The sequence below is a fragment of the Peptoniphilus senegalensis JC140 genome (genome assembly GCF_000321025.1).
GTDB classification, from domain to species: Bacteria; Bacillota; Clostridia; order Tissierellales; family Peptoniphilaceae; genus Peptoniphilus_A; species Peptoniphilus_A senegalensis.
This window is the reverse complement of record NZ_HE610717.1, coordinates 582,646-599,538: the sequence shown is the minus strand read 5'-3', so window position 1 is coordinate 599,538 and position 16,893 is coordinate 582,646. Positions and strand designations below refer to the sequence as shown.

Genomic DNA, 16,893 nt, shown 5'->3' with positions numbered 1-16,893 from the left:
ATTTATTTAATTTAAAAATTTCCTTTAATATTTATTTGTAAGTGTTATAATAACTAATAGAAATCATTATTGTTTAGGAGGAAATTATTAAGATGAAAAACATTAAAAAGATTTTGTTTTTATTGGTTGGGATACTTTTACTCTCTGCTTGTTCTAAGTCAGCAGAAACAAAAGATGCTTTAAAAGAGTCTGAAAATAAAGAAGGACTAAAGGTCTATGCTTCAGTTTATCCAATGTATGACTTTGCAAAAAAAATTGCTGGAGATAAAATTAATGTAGAAATGATTATGCCACAAGGTACAGAGCCTCATGGTTGGGAGCCAGATTCTAATGCCATTAAAAATTTAGAGAATGCTGATTTGTTTATCTACAATGGAGCAGGTCTTGAATCTTGGGCTGATAAGGTTATAGATTCTCTATCAAATAAAGATTTAAAAGTTGTTGAAGCATCAAAGGGTGTGGAACTTATTAAGTCTACTCACAGTCATGACCATGAAGATGAAGAGCACGATCATGATCATGAACATGAGAATTCAGAAGAAAATCACAATAACAACCACAATCATGAAGTAGCTGAAAACAATCATAATCATGAAGCAAATGAAAATAATCATAATCATGAAGCTCATGAAGATGAACATGAAGGTCATCATCATGGACCAATGGATCCTCATGTTTGGATTTCGCCAAAGAATGCAAAAATTGAAATGGAAAATATCAAGAATGCTTTAGTGGAACTTGATAAAGAAAATGCAGATTATTATGAGTCAAATTACGAAAAATATGCTAAAATGTTAGATGAACTTGATGCAAAATATTCTGAACAATTAAGTGCTCTTCCAAATAAGACTATTGTAGTTAGTCACGAAGCTTATGGATACTTATGCAAGGACTACAATCTAACTCAAATTGGTATAAAGGGTGTAAACGCAGAAACTGAACCAGATGCAAAGAAAATGGCTGAGATAATTAACTATGTAAAAGAAAATAAAATCACAACTATTTTCACAGAAGAGTTAATTGATCCAAAGGTTTCAAAAATTATTGCCGATGAAACGGGATGCGTTGTGAAAGTTCTTTCTCCAATTGAAGGATTAAGCGAAGAACAAATAAAAAATAAGGAAGATTATTTTAGCATCATGGAAGAAAATTTAGAAAATTTAGTAGGTGCTTTAAAATAGTGAAGGAAAAATTGTTAGAAATCAAAAATCTAAGCTTTAAATACAGTGATGAATTAGTTTTAGATGATATAAATTTTGATGTCTATAGGGGCGACTACATCGCCCTTATAGGTTCTAACGGTGCCGGAAAGTCGACTTTAGTTAAGCTGATTTTAAATCAACTTAAACCACTTACCGGCACTGTTTCTTTTTATACAAAAAATGGATTAAAGGATATAGGATATGTGCCTCAACTATCTGTCCCATCTTCTTTGGAATTTCCAATAACAGTGGGGGAATTATTGTCTCTGGCACTTTATCCAAGGAACAAGGGCTTTAGAAAATTAAAATCCTATGACAGGGAAAAAATTACAAGTGCCCTAAATCTTGTTGGTATGGAAAAATATAGGGATAGACTTTATACAGAGCTGTCTGGAGGTCAAAGGCAGAGAGTTTTAATTGCCAAGACTCTTGTTGCCACGCCTGAATTTTTAATCTTAGACGAACCAATGACTGGAGTGGACAGAGAGTCTAAGGAATCACTTTTTAATCTTTTAAGCCACATTAACAGAGAGCATAATATTACAATTTTAATGATTACCCACAACCTTGAAGAAGTGGAAGAGAATGTAAATAAAGTTTTTGAGATAAAAGATGAAAAAATTAGGGAAGTGAAATAATGGAAATCTTTCAATATTCATACATGATAAAGGCGCTAATAGTTGGAGCCTTCTTGTCAATAATCATCCCCTGCATGGGAGTTGTAGTTGTCAATAAAAAGATTTCTGTAATAGGAGATGCTCTATCACATGTGTCCCTTGCTGGTGTAATGCTTGGATTAATAACCTCAACTTCTCCAGTCCTTGGAGCATTAGTTTTGTGTGTTTTCGGCTCTTTATTTTTGGAATATGTGAGGACGAAGTTCCCAGGTTACCAAGAAATTTCATCTGCAATTTTAATGAGCACAGGTATTGGTCTTGCATCACTTTTTTCTGGTTTTGTAAAGACAAGTGCCAACTTCGAAGAATATCTCTTTGGGTCTATAATTGCCATACCAAAATTTGATTTTTATTTGATTTTAATAGTTTCTCTTGTTGTATTTATTTTATTTTTCTATCTTTTTACTGACCTCATGTATATATCTTTTGACGAGTCATCGGCGAGACTATCAGGAGTAAATGTTGATAGGGTAAATCTAATTTTTATGATTTTAATTGCAGTAACAATTTCTGTATCTGCAAGAACTGTTGGGATTTTAATTATTTCATCCCTTATGGTAGTGCCAGTGGCATCAGCCATGCAGTTTAAGCTGGGCTATTTAAAGACGACTATACTTGCATCAGTCTTTGGTTTTATTTTCACAATAACAGGGCTCGTGTCATCCTTTTATATTGGACTAAAACCAGGCGGGGCAATTGTATTAATTGGAGTTTTATTTTTAACTCTTATACTTTTAATAAAGAAAAAATAAGAGTGAGGACGCCATATGTCCCCACTCTTTATTAATATGTTAAGTTTAAATTTTCAACTAATAGTGAACATAATCTTCTTCATAGAAATATTTAAAATGAGAAGATGCTCCTATTAGGGAAAAATACAATTCACCACCTTCGCCAATACCAACACTTCCGCCACCAGTAGTGCTAATTGTACCCTTATTATAGAAGTCTCCATTAATTGAGTAATAAATTCTTGTGTTAGTTTCTAAGTTATAGTATATGTTACCTGTAAAATTTTTTGATTTTGAATTATACTGTCTATTCATATCAACCTTTAAGATTTTATAAATATAATAAGCACCATTACTAGAATCAACTTGAATATAAAATTTTAATGTAGGTTTATAGTCTGGACTTACGCTTAATGGTTTCGATAATGTAGTATAAGAAAAATCTCTTAATTCAGCTTCATTATTATTTGAAAAATCTCTGCTAAGAATAGAATATATTTCACTTTCAGTATATCCATCTTCTAGCATGGTATTGAACATTTCATCATAGGTTAATAATTTGTTTTCAGAAGGATTAATATCTATAGTTTCCTTTTGAATATTTAATTTATCTGAATTAGCAAATATAAGTAGAAGAGATACGAAAAGTAATAAGCTTAAAAGTAAGAATTTTTTAAATAAATTCATGACAGCCCTCCTAAAAAATAAATAATCTTAATTAAAATTAAGCTATCAAATAAAAAATAGAGGTATTTAAGAATATAATACTCTTTCTTAAAGGAATTTTTAAAATCATAAAACCCAATTTTTACAAGGATGACGGTAAAAAGGGACGATAAAATAATTAAAGAATGTCTAAACAAATAATTAAAATAATCGATGATCTAATTAACTCAAATAAATTTTAATATAAAGATTGAAACTTTTCAATGATATTTAGATAAAGTAAAAATATTTTAGCTTAAAACTAAGAAGATTCTTTATTTATAGGCATCTTTGTTTTATGATAGAGAGAGCAAGGCATAGGAGTGTTTTATGAAAATTCAAGTTAAAGAAAATAATTATACAATAGATATTGACTATATAAGTGATAAAAAGTTAAGAGATTATTTATTTAAAAATAAGGAAGCAAAATTTTTAGTCATAACAGACGAAAATGTCTTCGGTATTTATAGCGAGAGATTAAAAAATATTATGGATGGCTTAAATTATTTTATTTATAAATTTCCTGCTGGAGAAAAATCCAAGTCCATGGAATCTTACATAAGTATAAATAAATTTTTGCTGGAAAATAATTTTAATAGAGGGGACATAATAATCGCCTTTGGCGGCGGTGTTGTGGGAGACATATCTGGCTTTGTGGCAGCAACTTATTTAAGGGGGATAGATTTTATCTCTGTGCCTACAACTCTTCTTTCAATGATCGACTCTTCCGTTGGCGGAAAAAATGGCATAAATTTTATGAACTTAAAAAATCAAATTGGCGCCTTTTATTTTCCTAAATATGTCCACATTGATTACAGCTTTTTGGAAAGTCTTGACGATAGAAATATTAACAATGGACTTGCAGAAATTTTTAAATATTCCGTCTTAAGGGATAGGGGATTTTTTGATTATTTAAAGTCTGCAAAAAAACTTGACTACGAAAAAATTATTTACAAATCTTTAAATATTAAGCTGGACTTTGTAAGAGATGATGAAAGGGACAAGGGGAAGAGACAAAAGTTAAATCTTGGTCACACTATTGGTCACGGCATAGAATCTCTTTCAAAATATAAATTAAACCACGGCGAAAGTATTGGAATTGGACTAATTTATATGGCAAGGGCAGCTTATAAGATGGGTCTTGCGGAAGAAGATTTTTCCGGCGAAATAATTTCTGCTTTTAAAAATCACAATCTTCCAACTTCTTATGACTTTGAGACAGAAGAAATTTTAGGGATTTTAAAGCACGACAAAAAAATAAATAAAAATCTTATAAATGTAATTCTTCCAGTAAAAATAGGCGAGGTTATAAGTAAAAAAATTACTTTTGATGAGTTTAAAAAAATAATTGATTTAGGTAAGGAAAATGAATAGAATTATTGAAAACAAAAAATTATCTGGAGAAATTTCTGCAATTACATCAAAATCCTATGCCCACAGAGCTATTTTTTGTGCAGCACTTGCAAAGGGAGAGTCGGTAATTGAGATAGATGAGCTTTCAAAGGACATTGAAGCATCTCTTAATGCTGCAAAATCTCTTGGAGTAAGGATAAAAAAAATAGGAAATAAATTCTATATCAATCCACCAAAAAAATTCCTTGGGCCAGTTACTGTGGATGTATTTGAAAGTGGAAGTACACTTAGGTTTTTGTTGCCAGTCATTGCCGCCCTTGGCCTTGAGGCAAAAATCATTAGGAGGGGAAGTCTTGTTGGAAGAACTAATTCTGTCTACTTCCATGAATTTCCCAATCATGGAGTAGAAATTAAAGAAGTTGGAGATTCAATTTATTTAAGGGGAAAGCTAAGAGATTTTAATTTTACTCTTCCAGGAAATATAAGCTCTCAATTTATTTCTGGTCTTATGCTTGCATCAGGATACTGTCAGGAAGATTTTAATATAAGGCTAACAAATGAAACGGAATCAAAACCCTATATTGACATGACTATTGATGTCATGAAAAATTTTGGAGTGGACGTTATAGAAAATGAAAATTTTTATACTTGTAAGGGAAAATTTTCTCCGGTAAATTATGTTGTTGAAAAAGACTGGAGCAATGCTCTATTTTTCTTGGTAGCTGGTGTAAAAGTGCTGGGACTTAATAAAAATTCAGTTCAAGGAGATAGAAAAGCCTTAGAATTTTTAAAAGACCTGGGGTATTATAATATTTCTAAAGAAGACTTTCATCTAAAAAAAATAAATGATGCTAAGAAAAAAGTAACCTTAGATGCAAAAAATATGCCTGATGCTGTCCCAATTTTATCAATAGTTGCAGCACATTCAAATACAGAGACAGAAGTTATAAATATAAAAAGGTTGAGACTAAAGGAAAGCGACAGGGTAAAAAGCACTATTGACATGCTAGAAAATTTGGGAGTTCAGGTAAAATTATTTGAAGACTCCTTTTCCTTTAGGGGAGTGGAAAAATTCAAGTCTTGTAAAATAAACACTTATAATGATCATAGAATTGCTATGTCTGCATCTATTGCGGCTACTTTTGCAGATGGTCCTATAAGGATTAATGATTGTCAGTGCGTGGAAAAATCTTACAAAAACTTTTTTTGTGATTTTAAATCTTTAGGAGGTAAGACAAATGTCATATAGTTTTGGCAAAAATTTTAAAGTAACTTTATTTGGTCAATCACATTCTGAAGAAATTGGAATTATTATTGATGGAATAAGTGCTGGATATAAAATAAATAAAGATTTAATAAGAAAAAATCTTGATAGGAGAAGACCTGGCAAAAATAAATTTTCTACTGCGAGAAAAGAAGATGATGATTTTAAAATTGTAAGTGGAGAAGTTGATGGTCTAACTTGTGGGACACCAATATGTGCAATTATCGAGAACAAGGACCAAAGAAGCAGGGACTACGATAATTTAAAGGATAGACCTCGTCCATCTCACGCAGATTATCCTGCCTATGTTAAATTCAAAGGCTTTAATGACATGAGAGGTGGTGGACAGTTTTCTGGCAGAATGACTGCTCCTATAGTTATAGCAGGCTCAATTGCTGAAGATTTACTTTTAAAGAGGGACATAAAAATTTACACCAGGATAAAAAGCATAGGCGATGAAGAAGATGTTAAATTAGAATTAAGGGACATTAATGAAGATAAACTTTCTAATCTAAAAAATGAAGACTTCCCAGTTTTTGACCATGAAGTAAGAGAAAAAATGGAGGGAGAAATTTTAAAGGCAAAGGAAGATGGAGATTCCATTGGTGGAATTGTGGAAACTTTTATTTTAAATATGCCAGTAGGAATTGGAGAGCCCTTTTTTGATTCCATTGAATCAGTTATTTCTCACGCAGTTTTTTCTGTTCCAGGCATAAAGGGAATTGAATTTGGAAGTGGATTTGCAGCCTCCAAAATGCGTGGAAGCCTTCATAATGATGAATATTATTACGAAAATGGAGAAGTTAAGACAAAGAGCAACAATAATGGTGGAATAATTGGAGGACTTTCAACTTCTATGCCAATAATTTTTAGGACTGCAGTTAAGCCGACGAGTTCAATTTCAAAAACTCAAAGCACTATATCCTTAAAAGACAAAAAAGATGTTGATTTAAAAGTTGTAGGAAGGCATGATCCTTCAATTGTGCCAAGAGCTCTCGTTGCCATTGAAATGATTACTGCCATTGCAATTTTAGATTTACTTATGGAAGGTGAAAGATGAAAAATTTAGATGAATCAAGAAAAATGTTGGACGAAATTGATTCACAAATTGTCTATCTTTTGGAAAATAGAATGAAGATCTCCGAGGAAATTGGAATTATTAAATTAAATAGCAATTTAGAGACAGAAGATTCAAATCGTGAAGATGAAATTATAAAAAAACTAGAAAATAAAATTGCTCCAGAATTTAAAAGCATAATTGGATCAATTTATAGTGATATTTTTAGAGAGAGCAAAAAGATAATCTCAAAAGTGAAGGACGAGAATTTTAAATTTGGACTTATTGGCGAAAGTTTATCTCACAGCAAATCCAAGGAAATTCACGAATTATTTGGAAAATATGACTATAATCTAAAAAATTTAAAAGAAAATGAAATTGAGGACTTTTTTAAAAAGAAAAATTTTAGGGGAATAAATGTTACTATTCCTTATAAGGAACTTTCTTTAAAATATTTAGACCAAGTTGACCCTTTTGCAAGCGAAATTGGTGCAGTAAACACAATTGTAAATAAAGGTGGAGAATTATTTGGCTATAACACAGACTATCTTGGATTTGATTATTCCTTAAAATATTTTGGCATTGATTTTATGGATAAAAAGATTTTAATTCTTGGTTCTGGTGGTGCAAGTAAGATGCTCCAAAAACTTGCAGCTGACAAGGGTGCAAAAAGAGTAGTTGTAATAAGTAGAAGTGGCGAAAATAATTACGACAACTTGGATAAATTTAGTGACTTTAATATTATTATTAACGCAAGTCCAGTAGGTATGTATCCAAATAATATGGATTGTAAGGTTGATTTAAGTAAATTTAATGACTTGGAGACTGTAATAGATTTAATTTACAACCCGCTAAATACAAAATTAATTTTAGATGCCAAAAAGCTTGGCATAAAAACTATGTCAGGACTTTTGATGTTAGTTGCTCAAGCCTTTTTTGCAGGAGAACTTTTTTTAGACGAGAAATTAGATGAATCTTTAATTGAAAAAGTTTACTTTAAAATAAAAAATGATATGGAAAATATTGCCTTTGTGGGTATGCCTTCCTGTGGCAAGACTACAATGGCAAGGCTCTTGTCAGAAAAACTAAAGATAGAATTTTTTGACACAGATAAATTAATTGAAAAAAGAGAAGGGAACATTCAAGAAATTTTTGAAACTAAGGGCGAAAAATATTTTAGAGATATAGAGACAAAAGTGTTAGAAGAGGTTTCTAAAAAAACTGGAGTAATTATTTCAAGTGGTGGCGGCACGCCCCTAAGTGAAATCAATAGAGATCTCATTTTGCAAAATTCTCTTATAATATATTTGGATAGGGACTTAAAAAATCTTGAAACAGAAGGAAGACCTCTCTCAAAAAATTTAGAAGCTTTAGAAAAAATGTATGAAGATAGAAATAAAATTTACGAAGAAATTTCTCATATAAAAATAAAAGTTATTGAAGATAAAGAAAAGACCTTGGAGAAGATTTTGGAGGGAATCAAAAATTATGAAAATTTTAGTAATTAATGGTCCCAATATAAATATGCTTGGAATTCGTGAAGTTAATATTTATGGCAGTGAAAGTTACGATAAATTATTAAAATTATTAGATGAAGTTGCTGCTGAAGAAAATATTGAAATTGAGGAATTTCAATCAAACCACGAAGGGGCAATCGTGGATATAATTCAAAAATCCTACAAAAAAATTGACGGTATAGTTATAAATCCTGCTGCCTATACTCACACGAGCCTTGCAATTTTAGATTCCCTAAAGGCAGTGAGCATTCCAACAGTTGAAGTTCACATTTCAAAAGTTTCAGAGCGTGAGGATTTTAGACAAATTAATTTTATTAGGAACTATGCCATAAAATCTTTTGAAGGTTATGGAATTGATGGCTACAAAATGGCAATTATATATCTAAAAAATTATTTAAAGGAGCAAAAATGAAATCACTTATAATTGACAATTACGATTCTTACACTTACAATCTTTTCCAGTTAATTGGAAAAGTCAGTGGCATAGAACCTCTTGTGATTAAAAATGATGAGATGACTTATGAAGAAGTTTTAAATTTAGACTTTGACAATGTAATTTTGTCTCCCGGTCCAGGAAGCCCAGAGAAGGAAAAAGACTTTGGGGTTTGTAAAGACATTATAGAAAAATTAGACAAACCAATTTTGGGGATTTGTTTAGGACACCAAGGAATTTATCATTATAATGGTGGCGAAGTTTTAAGAGCTAAAGAGCCAATGCATGGCAGACTTAGCCAAGTAATTCACAATGGCAAAAATTTATTTAAGGGAATTAAAAATAATTTTGTTGTTACAAGGTATCACTCACTGACTTGCCAAGACAAGGAACTTGAAAATATAAATATTGATGCGAGAACTGAAGATGGAGTTGTCATGGCAATTTCTCACAAAACTAAACCAATTTACGGACTTCAATTTCATCCAGAATCAATTGCAAGTGAATGCGGAGAAAAATTAATTGAAAATTTTATAAATATTTGCAAAGATTTTTATAAAGAAGATAAACTTTATTATGAAATAATAGATAAGAGTTTTGATACAAAAAATATTTATGAAAAATTTTATAATTATGACGAGAAAACTCTTTGGCTAGACTCTAGTAAGGTGGAAGATGGACTTTCAAGGTTTTCAATTTTTGGGCTACAAAGTCCAAAGGCTCACACAATAAAGTATGACGTGGACAAAAATCTTTTAGAAAAATCTTTTGTAGATGGAAGAGGAAATGAAATTTATAAGGTAAATATTTTTGATTTCTTAAAAGAAAATCGCAAGAGATGGATTTACAATGAATCTCTTCCCTTTGATTTTCAATTGGGTTATATTGGATACTTAGGTTATGAATTAAAAAAAGATACAGAAAATGTAATTAACAATTATTCCTACGACTATCCTGACGCTTATTTTAAATATTGTGATAGAGCTCTTGTTTACGACCACAAAGAAAAAAACTTTATATTTTAACTTGTGAAGATGATAAAGATTGGATTAAAGAGATAAAAAATATTTTGGAAGAAGATTTTAAGGAAAAAATAGAGGATACAAGCAAAAAAGACTTTCCAGAATTAAAATTTATGAAGGACAAAAAAACTTACATAAATGACATAAAGAAAATTAAAGAATTAATTTGCCAGGGAGAAACTTACGAAGTTTGCCTAACAAATAGGCTGGATATTTTTGATAAAATTGATGGTAAAAAATATTACATGAAGCTTAGAGAAAAAAGTCCTGGACAATATTCTGCCCTCTTGCCCTTAGATGAAATAAAAATTGCATCATCTTCTATGGAAAGATTTTTAAAAGTCGATAAAAATAAAATTGTGACAACAAAACCTATTAAGGGTACTATTAGAAGAGGAAATTCATTAGAAGAAGATCAAAAACTAATTGATGCACTAAGAAATGAAGAAAAGACTAAATCAGAAAATTTAATGATTGTAGATTTACTGAGAAATGATTTGGGTAAATTTTGTGAGATTGGCTCTGTAACTGTGCCAAAGTTAATGGATGTTGAGACTTATAAAACTCTACATCAACTTGTAACTACAGTTTCTGGAAAAATTAAGGATGATGTCGATATAATAGATGTACTGAAAAAAACTTTTCCAGGAGGATCTATGACTGGTGCACCAAAAAAACGCACACTGGAAATAATTGATGAGCTAGAAGATTATCCTCGCGGAGTTTATTCAGGCACTCTTGGATATATATCAAACAATTCTACAATGGATTTTAATATTGTAATAAGAACTGCCCTAATAGAAGAAAATAGGGCAACTCTTGGAGTAGGCGGAGCAATAATTCTTTTATCAGATGCAGAAGAAGAGTTTGACGAAATTGTCTTAAAGGCAAGGGGGTCTCTTCTTGCTCTGCAAGCTTATTACAATAATTTTGATGAAATAGATATTGAGGGAAAAAAAGATTAAATGAGAGAATTAGGAAAAGAAAAAATTGTAAAAATTAGAGATGTGAGTGTGGGTTCTGGCAAAGCAATTATTATTGCTGGACCATGCTCTATTGAGTCTCGAGAGCATATTATTGAAGAAGCAAGGGCATTAAAAACAATGGGCGTAGATATTCTTCGTGGAGGTGCTTTTAAACCAAGGACAAGTCCCTTTGATTTTCAAGGCCTTGGATTTGAAGGAGTAGAGTATTTAAAAGAAGCATCAGAGGAAACAAATCTACCAATAGTTACAGAAGTTTTGAGTGAAGATTTTGTTGATATCATGAAAGATTATGTAGATGCCTTTCAAATTGGCTCGCGAAATATGTATAATTATGCCCTCCTAAAAAAAATTGGTAGAACTAACAAGCCAGTTATTTTAAAGAGAGGATTTTCTGCGACTCTTAAAGAGTGGGAAATGGCTGCAAAATATATTGAAGTAGAGGGCAATCACAATATAATTTTTTGTGAGAGAGGTATTAGGACTTTCGAGACAGAACTTAGAAATACTCTCGACTTTGCAGGAGCTTATTATATAAAAGAAAAAGCTGGTTATCCAGTTATTGTTGACCCTAGTCACGGCACAGGCAAGAGAGAGTTAATTGAACCAATGGTTAGAGCCACACTTGCTCTTGGTCTCGATGGAGTAATGATTGAAGTTCATCCAAATCCTGACCAGGCAAAAAGTGATGGACAGCAAACTATTGACTATAAAAGCTATGAAAAAATTGCAAAGTTTGTAGGAGAATTTAATGAAAATAGAATTTGATGATGGACTTTCCTTTGGAAAGGGCGCCTTTGAAACTATAAAAGTAGTGGATGGGGCTCCTCTATTTTTGAATAAACATTTGGATAGATTGAAAAACAGCTTAAAATTTTTTGGAATAGAAAAAGAAATCAGCGAAGAAAAAATTTATGACTACATAAATAATTCAGAAGAAAAAAATTTTGCCTTAAAGATAATAGTTTCCGATGAGAATTTTATTTTGACAAGTCGTGCAGATAATTACATAGGTAAAAATGATAGTTTTAGTTTAAAAATTTCTAATGTAAAGAGAAATAGTACATCAAAAATTATTTATCACAAGAGCCTTTGTTACTACGAAAATATTTTAGAGCATAGATGGGCTATTGAGAATGGTTATGGATCTGCTCTTTTCTTAAATGAAAGGGATGAAGTTTGTGAAACTTCTTTTGCAAATATTTTTTTCGTGAGGGATAATAAAATTATTACACCAGAATTTTCTTCTGGTCTTTTAAGGGGAACTATGAGAGATTTTCTCCTTGAAAACTTTGAAATCACTGAAGAAAAAATTTATGCAAAAGACTTAGATAAGTTTGATGAATGTTTTATTTCTAATTCACTAATGGGTGTGAGGAATGTCACATCAATCGACGATGTAAAATTTTGTGGCACTGAAAAGACAAGGACCATTCAAGAAAAATTAAAAATTTATGGATTTTAAGAGACTGGCTATACAGTCTTTTTTAATTTGCTAAAGAAGAAGATTAAATAGATGAAGAAAATTCTTTTTTGTTGTAAAATTAAAGTAGGTAAAAAGGTGATTATATGAAAAAAACAAATGCAATGAGAATTCTTGAAAGCGAAAACATAAATTTTGAAATAATCGAATACTCAACTAAGGACGGAATTGGTGGACTTGATGTTGCAGAAAAGCTTGGAGAAGATAAAAATAGAGTTTTTAAAACACTTGTAACAGAAGCAAAGGACGGCGAGCATTTTGTTTTTGTAGTTCCAGTTTCAAGTGAACTTGATTTAAAAAAAGCTGCAAAGGCATCAGATTCTAAAAAAATTGAAATGATTCCACAAAAAAAATTACTTCCACTAACAGGTTATGTTCATGGAGGTTGCTCTCCAGTTGGGATGAAAAAATCTTTTAAAACTTTTATAGACTCATCAGCGGAAGAGCTTGACTTCTTTTATGTAAGTGGAGGAAAAGTTGGTATGCAAATAAAAGTAAATCCAAGGGAATTAATTTCTGCAATTGATGGAGAATTTTCTGATATTAAAAAGGAGTAAGTATGTATAAGGATATTTATGAAAAATGGCTAGCAAGTGAAAACTTAGATAAAAATTTAAAATGTGAACTTTTAGATATTAAAGATAATGAAGAAGAAATAGAAGATAGATTTTATAAGGATTTAGAATTTGGAACTGCAGGACTTCGCGGGATTTTAGGTGCAGGAACAAATAGAATGAATTATTTAACTGTAGGAAGAACTGCAATAGCTCTATCAAATTTAATCGAAAGCCTTGGAGAAGATGCAAAGAAAAGAGGAGTTGTCATTGGCAGAGACATAAGACATTTCTCCTACGAATTTTCTATTTTGACTGCAAAAATTTTGGCTGAAAAGGGAATTAGGGTTTACTTGTTCCCTGGAATTACTCCAACTCCACTTCTTGCATACTCAATTAGATATTTGAAGACAATTTCTGGCATTATGATCACAGCTTCTCACAATCCAAAAAATTATAATGGATTTAAACTTTACTGGGAAAAGGGTTCACAAATTTTATCTGATATAGCAGACAAAATGGAAGCTGAAACACAAAAAGTAAACATATTAGATTTTGATTTTACAAGTTTAAAGAAATTGGGAGAGTACGAAAATATAAAATTTATTGGAGATAAAGTAACAAAATCTTTTTATAGAAATACATTAAAAAATACACTCACTGATGATGTTGACAAGGAAATAAAAATTATTTACACACCACTTAGTGGTTGTGGCAATAAATTTGTAAGAAATATTTTAGCTTTTCGTGGCTTTGAAAATGTAAGTGTTGTTCCTGAGCAAGAAAATCCTGATGGAGATTTTACAAATGTAACAAATCCAAATCCAGAAGATATAAGGGCATTTGACAAGGCAATAGATCTTGCAAAAAAAGAAAATGCAGATATAATTATTGCAACAGACCCAGATTCAGATAGGCTTGCTGTAATGGAAATGGGCGATGAAATTTTAAGAATAAGTGGTAATCAAATGGGTTTTATCCTTGGAAGCTTTATTTTGGAAATAATTAAGGATAAAAATATAAAAAATGGTGCAATTGTGAAGTCAGTTGTAACTGCTGACTTGATTAAAAAAATTGCCAAAGATTATGGCGTAGAAGTTTTTGAAACGCTAACTGGCTTTAAAAATATTTGTAATCTTCCAAATATTTGGGAAGAAAATCATGAAAAGAATTTTATATTTGGATATGAAGAGTCCATCGGTTATGTAATTGGTGACCATATAAGAGATAAGGATGCCATTGTTACATCAATGATTGTAGTAGAGTTGGCAGGATATTTAAAAAAGAGAAATTTAAAAATAAAAGACTACATTGAAGAAATTTATAAAAAATATGGTTATTATGAGGAGTTTTTAGACTCAGTTTACTTTGAGGGTAAAGATGGAAATGAAATTATGAAAAAAATCATGGATAACTTTAGAAAAATTGATAGTTTCGAAAAAATTGGAAAATTAAAAAGAAAAGTTGACTTTATAAATGATGAAGAAAATCCTCAAGATTTATTAAAATTTTATTTTGACGAAGAAACTTGGTTTGCACTTAGGCCTTCTGGAACCGAGCCAAAGTTAAAAATTTATGCATATGCAGTTTCAAAGGATGAAGATGAGGCAAGGGAAAAAATAAATGTAATGAAAGAAGAAATAATTAAAAAAATTGAGACAAGTAGGTGATTTAATGATACTATTTTGTGATTTTAACCCCAAAATTGTCAGAGAATATAAATTAAATAATGAGACAGAAAATATAATCGAAAGCTCAAAAATTTATCCAAGTGGCAAGGGAATTTATATGGCGCTTTTTGCGAAAAAACTTGGCATTGATTCCGAAGTTTTTATGCTAAAGGGAAGCAGCAGAGGTAGAGAAATTGCTCTTACTCTAAGTAGACTTGGAATTGATGTAAATTATACTGCTCTTAAAGATGAAAATGTTGAAGAAATTTTTATAATGGGCGATGAATTTGAAAAAAAATATAAGACCCAAGACCCAAGAATTACCATGGAAGACAGGAATGATATTTTAAATTCCTTTGAAAGAGCTCTTTACAACAAAAAAATTGCAGTAATTCCCAAAATTGATTTATTTGGACTTGAAGATGACATTTACGAAAAATTAATTAGAATTTGTTACAAAAATAATATAAAAGTTGCTGTCAATCCCAAAAATCTTGATGTAATAGAAAAAACTAATCCCTATATTTTAATGTTTGACAAAGATGACATTGAAAGAGAAAGAAAAATTAATTATACTGGTGAAGTAATTGAATACAACAAAAGATTTATTCAAGCTGGAACAAAGATAGTTTTTGTAAATAGTAAAAGAGCTACAATAATTTCAACAGAGGATAAAAATTATAGGGCTTATGTAAATAAAAAGAAGCTTGAAAGAAATGAGATAACAGAAAAATTTGACACAGGTTTGTCTCTTGCTGGTCTTGCCATGGCAATTGATAGAGACTATGATTTTATCACTTCTATAAAACTTGCAATATCCTGTGGAGTGTGGGAAAATTTTGTTGATAAAGATAAGATTGAAATGAGTGCTATTAAAAAAATTATGAATAGCGTTGAAGTTGAGGAAATTTAAAAGGAGGATAAATGAAGAATTTTCAATTAAATAGAGAAGATGTAGTTTTTGCTTTTATAGATATACAAGATAAACTTTTAAAGGCAATGTATAACAGAGATGAAATTGTAAAAAACTCAACAATTTTGGCAAAAGTTGCAAACATAATTGGTGCAGAAGCAATTTATACAGTGCAATATCCAAAGGGACTTGGATATACAAATGATGAAGTAAAGGCTCCGCTAAAGGATAAAGAAGAGTTTGGGAAAGTTACTTTTAATTCCTATGGAGACGAAGAAATTAAAAAGGAATTTGATAGACTTGGCAAGAAACAAGTAGTTCTTTGTGGCATGGAGACACATATTTGTGTATTCCAAACAGTTAGGTCATTACTTGAAGCAGGCTTTGAAGTTTTTGTAGTAGAAGATGCAATAGGTTCAAGGGCAGAAAAAAATTATAAAAATGGATTGGAACTTCTTCGTGAAATGGGTTCAGTTGTTACAAATACAGAAACAGTTTTATTTGACCTTGCAGGAATTGCAGGCACAGACGAATTTAAAACTTTACAAAAATTAATTATTTGATAAAGGGTTCCCTTGGAGGAGCTCTTTTTTTGCCTTTAAACTGTGTTATAATTGTTTTGGTGATAAGATGAAGATAATTCATACAGGAGATTTACATTTAAAAAAATTTTATAAAGGAAGTCTTCCACTTGATGTTTCGAATAAACTTTTAGAGGATACTTGGCGTGCTTTTAAAGATGTCGCTGACTTTTCAAATGAAGTTAATGCAGATATTTTTTTAATTGCAGGAGATTTATTTGAGAGAGAATTTTTTAATCTAAAGGATTTAGAGAGATTTTTAGATTTAATAAAAGATATAACAGCAAAAGTTTTTATAGTTTTTGGAAATCATGATTATCTTTCAAGTGACAATTTATTTTTAAAAGTAGATTTGCCAGAAAATTTATATATATTTAAGAGTGAGCTGGATTTTTTTGAGTTAAAGGAACTTAATACTAGAATTTATGGTATTTCCTACGACAATTACAGTTTCAAAAGAGATTTTTATAATGTCAAATTAGATAAGAAGTTTATAAATATTGGACTTTTTCATTCAGATTTAAAGGACGAGAGGTATCTGCCACTTGATGAAAGTTTTATGAGAGACTTTAATTACCTTGCACTTGGGCACATTCACAAGAGAGGAAAAGTTTTAGACAATGCCTACTATTGTGGCTCGCTCATTCCACTTTCCTTTAAAGATGAGGGAGACAGAGGAATAATTTTTTTAGATGATGAGAAAAAATCTTTGAATATAAAAATTTTTCCAAGAGAAAATTTGTAAATC

General features: G+C 30.7%; 18 protein-coding genes. 17 read left to right on the top strand and 1 reads right to left on the bottom strand.

All coding sequences use genetic code 11. From position 1 onward, the window contains the following. Positions 1-92: 92 nt before the first annotated feature. From PTSHG_RS02905 to PTSHG_RS02895, 3 genes are read left to right on the top strand one after another with little or no spacing between them, the layout of a single operon-like run. Positions 93-1,181, top strand: a complete 1,089-nt coding sequence (locus tag PTSHG_RS02905; RefSeq protein ID WP_019107395.1) for a metal ABC transporter solute-binding protein, Zn/Mn family — start codon at positions 93-95, stop codon at positions 1,179-1,181. Further along, complete coding sequence (locus tag PTSHG_RS02900; protein ID WP_019107394.1) at positions 1,181-1,840, top strand: metal ABC transporter ATP-binding protein; 660 nt, start codon at positions 1,181-1,183, stop codon at positions 1,838-1,840. The genes PTSHG_RS02905 and PTSHG_RS02900 overlap by 1 nt, the downstream gene beginning before the upstream one ends. Further along, on the top strand, positions 1,840-2,631 hold the full coding sequence (locus PTSHG_RS02895; RefSeq protein WP_019107393.1) for a metal ABC transporter permease: 792 nt from the start codon (positions 1,840-1,842) through the stop codon (positions 2,629-2,631). The genes PTSHG_RS02900 and PTSHG_RS02895 overlap by 1 nt, the downstream gene beginning before the upstream one ends. A 57-nt stretch (positions 2,632-2,688) precedes the next feature. On the opposite strand, the gene PTSHG_RS09490 is transcribed toward PTSHG_RS02895, so the two are convergent. Beyond that, a complete protein-coding gene (locus PTSHG_RS09490; RefSeq protein ID WP_019107392.1) occupies positions 2,689-3,297 on the bottom strand; it encodes a hypothetical protein in 609 nt (202 codons plus the stop codon). A gap of 348 nt (positions 3,298-3,645) precedes the next feature. Here PTSHG_RS09490 and aroB point away from each other — a divergent pair, with 348 nt between their 5' ends. From aroB to PTSHG_RS09120, 14 genes are all read left to right on the top strand, one after another. Further along, positions 3,646-4,689, top strand: a complete 1,044-nt coding sequence (gene aroB / locus PTSHG_RS02885) for a 3-dehydroquinate synthase (RefSeq protein WP_019107391.1) — start codon at positions 3,646-3,648, stop codon at positions 4,687-4,689. Beyond that, positions 4,682-5,917, top strand: a complete 1,236-nt coding sequence (locus PTSHG_RS02880) for a 3-phosphoshikimate 1-carboxyvinyltransferase (protein ID WP_019107390.1) — start codon at positions 4,682-4,684, stop codon at positions 5,915-5,917. The genes aroB and PTSHG_RS02880 overlap by 8 nt, the downstream gene beginning before the upstream one ends. Continuing rightward, on the top strand, positions 5,907-6,992 hold the full coding sequence (gene aroC / locus PTSHG_RS02875) for a chorismate synthase (RefSeq protein WP_019107389.1): 1,086 nt from the start codon (positions 5,907-5,909) through the stop codon (positions 6,990-6,992). The genes PTSHG_RS02880 and aroC overlap by 11 nt, the downstream gene beginning before the upstream one ends. Then, positions 6,989-8,497: a shikimate kinase gene (locus PTSHG_RS02870; protein WP_019107388.1), complete on the top strand. Its 1,509-nt coding sequence runs from the start codon at positions 6,989-6,991 to the stop codon at positions 8,495-8,497. Before aroC ends, PTSHG_RS02870 begins: the two co-directional genes overlap by 4 nt. Continuing rightward, positions 8,478-8,918: a type II 3-dehydroquinate dehydratase gene (gene aroQ, locus PTSHG_RS02865; protein ID WP_019107387.1), complete on the top strand. Its 441-nt coding sequence runs from the start codon at positions 8,478-8,480 to the stop codon at positions 8,916-8,918. Before PTSHG_RS02870 ends, aroQ begins: the two co-directional genes overlap by 20 nt. Beyond that, positions 8,915-9,964 (top strand): glutamine amidotransferase-related protein, encoded by a 1,050-nt coding sequence (locus PTSHG_RS10035; RefSeq protein WP_238318705.1) that lies wholly within the window; start codon positions 8,915-8,917, stop codon positions 9,962-9,964. The genes aroQ and PTSHG_RS10035 overlap by 4 nt, the downstream gene beginning before the upstream one ends. A 44-nt stretch (positions 9,965-10,008) precedes the next feature. Next, positions 10,009-10,926, top strand: a complete 918-nt coding sequence (locus PTSHG_RS10030) for an anthranilate synthase component I family protein (RefSeq protein ID WP_238318703.1) — start codon at positions 10,009-10,011, stop codon at positions 10,924-10,926. Further along, positions 10,927-11,712, top strand: coding sequence for a 3-deoxy-7-phosphoheptulonate synthase (aroF, locus tag PTSHG_RS02855; RefSeq protein ID WP_019107386.1), 786 nt, complete (start codon positions 10,927-10,929; stop codon positions 11,710-11,712). Beyond that, complete coding sequence (locus PTSHG_RS02850) at positions 11,696-12,409, top strand: aminotransferase class IV (protein WP_019107385.1); 714 nt, start codon at positions 11,696-11,698, stop codon at positions 12,407-12,409. The genes aroF and PTSHG_RS02850 overlap by 17 nt, the downstream gene beginning before the upstream one ends. Positions 12,410-12,513: 104 nt before the next feature. Next, on the top strand, positions 12,514-12,984 hold the full coding sequence (gene ybaK / locus PTSHG_RS02845) for a Cys-tRNA(Pro) deacylase (protein ID WP_019107384.1): 471 nt from the start codon (positions 12,514-12,516) through the stop codon (positions 12,982-12,984). A gap of 2 nt (positions 12,985-12,986) precedes the next feature. Continuing rightward, complete coding sequence (locus PTSHG_RS02840; RefSeq protein ID WP_019107383.1) at positions 12,987-14,651, top strand: phospho-sugar mutase; 1,665 nt, start codon at positions 12,987-12,989, stop codon at positions 14,649-14,651. A gap of 4 nt (positions 14,652-14,655) precedes the next feature. Continuing rightward, a complete protein-coding gene (locus tag PTSHG_RS02835; protein ID WP_019107382.1) occupies positions 14,656-15,564 on the top strand; it encodes a PfkB family carbohydrate kinase in 909 nt (302 codons plus the stop codon). Between the two features lie 11 nt (positions 15,565-15,575). After that, the gene (locus PTSHG_RS02830; protein WP_019107381.1) at positions 15,576-16,127 is read left to right on the top strand and encodes an isochorismatase family protein; all 552 of its coding nucleotides are present in this window, start codon (positions 15,576-15,578) and stop codon (positions 16,125-16,127) included. Between the two features lie 67 nt (positions 16,128-16,194). Next, entirely contained in the window at positions 16,195-16,890 is a 696-nt protein-coding gene (locus PTSHG_RS09120; RefSeq protein ID WP_019107380.1) for a metallophosphoesterase family protein, read from the top strand. Positions 16,891-16,893: the final 3 nt, after the last annotated feature.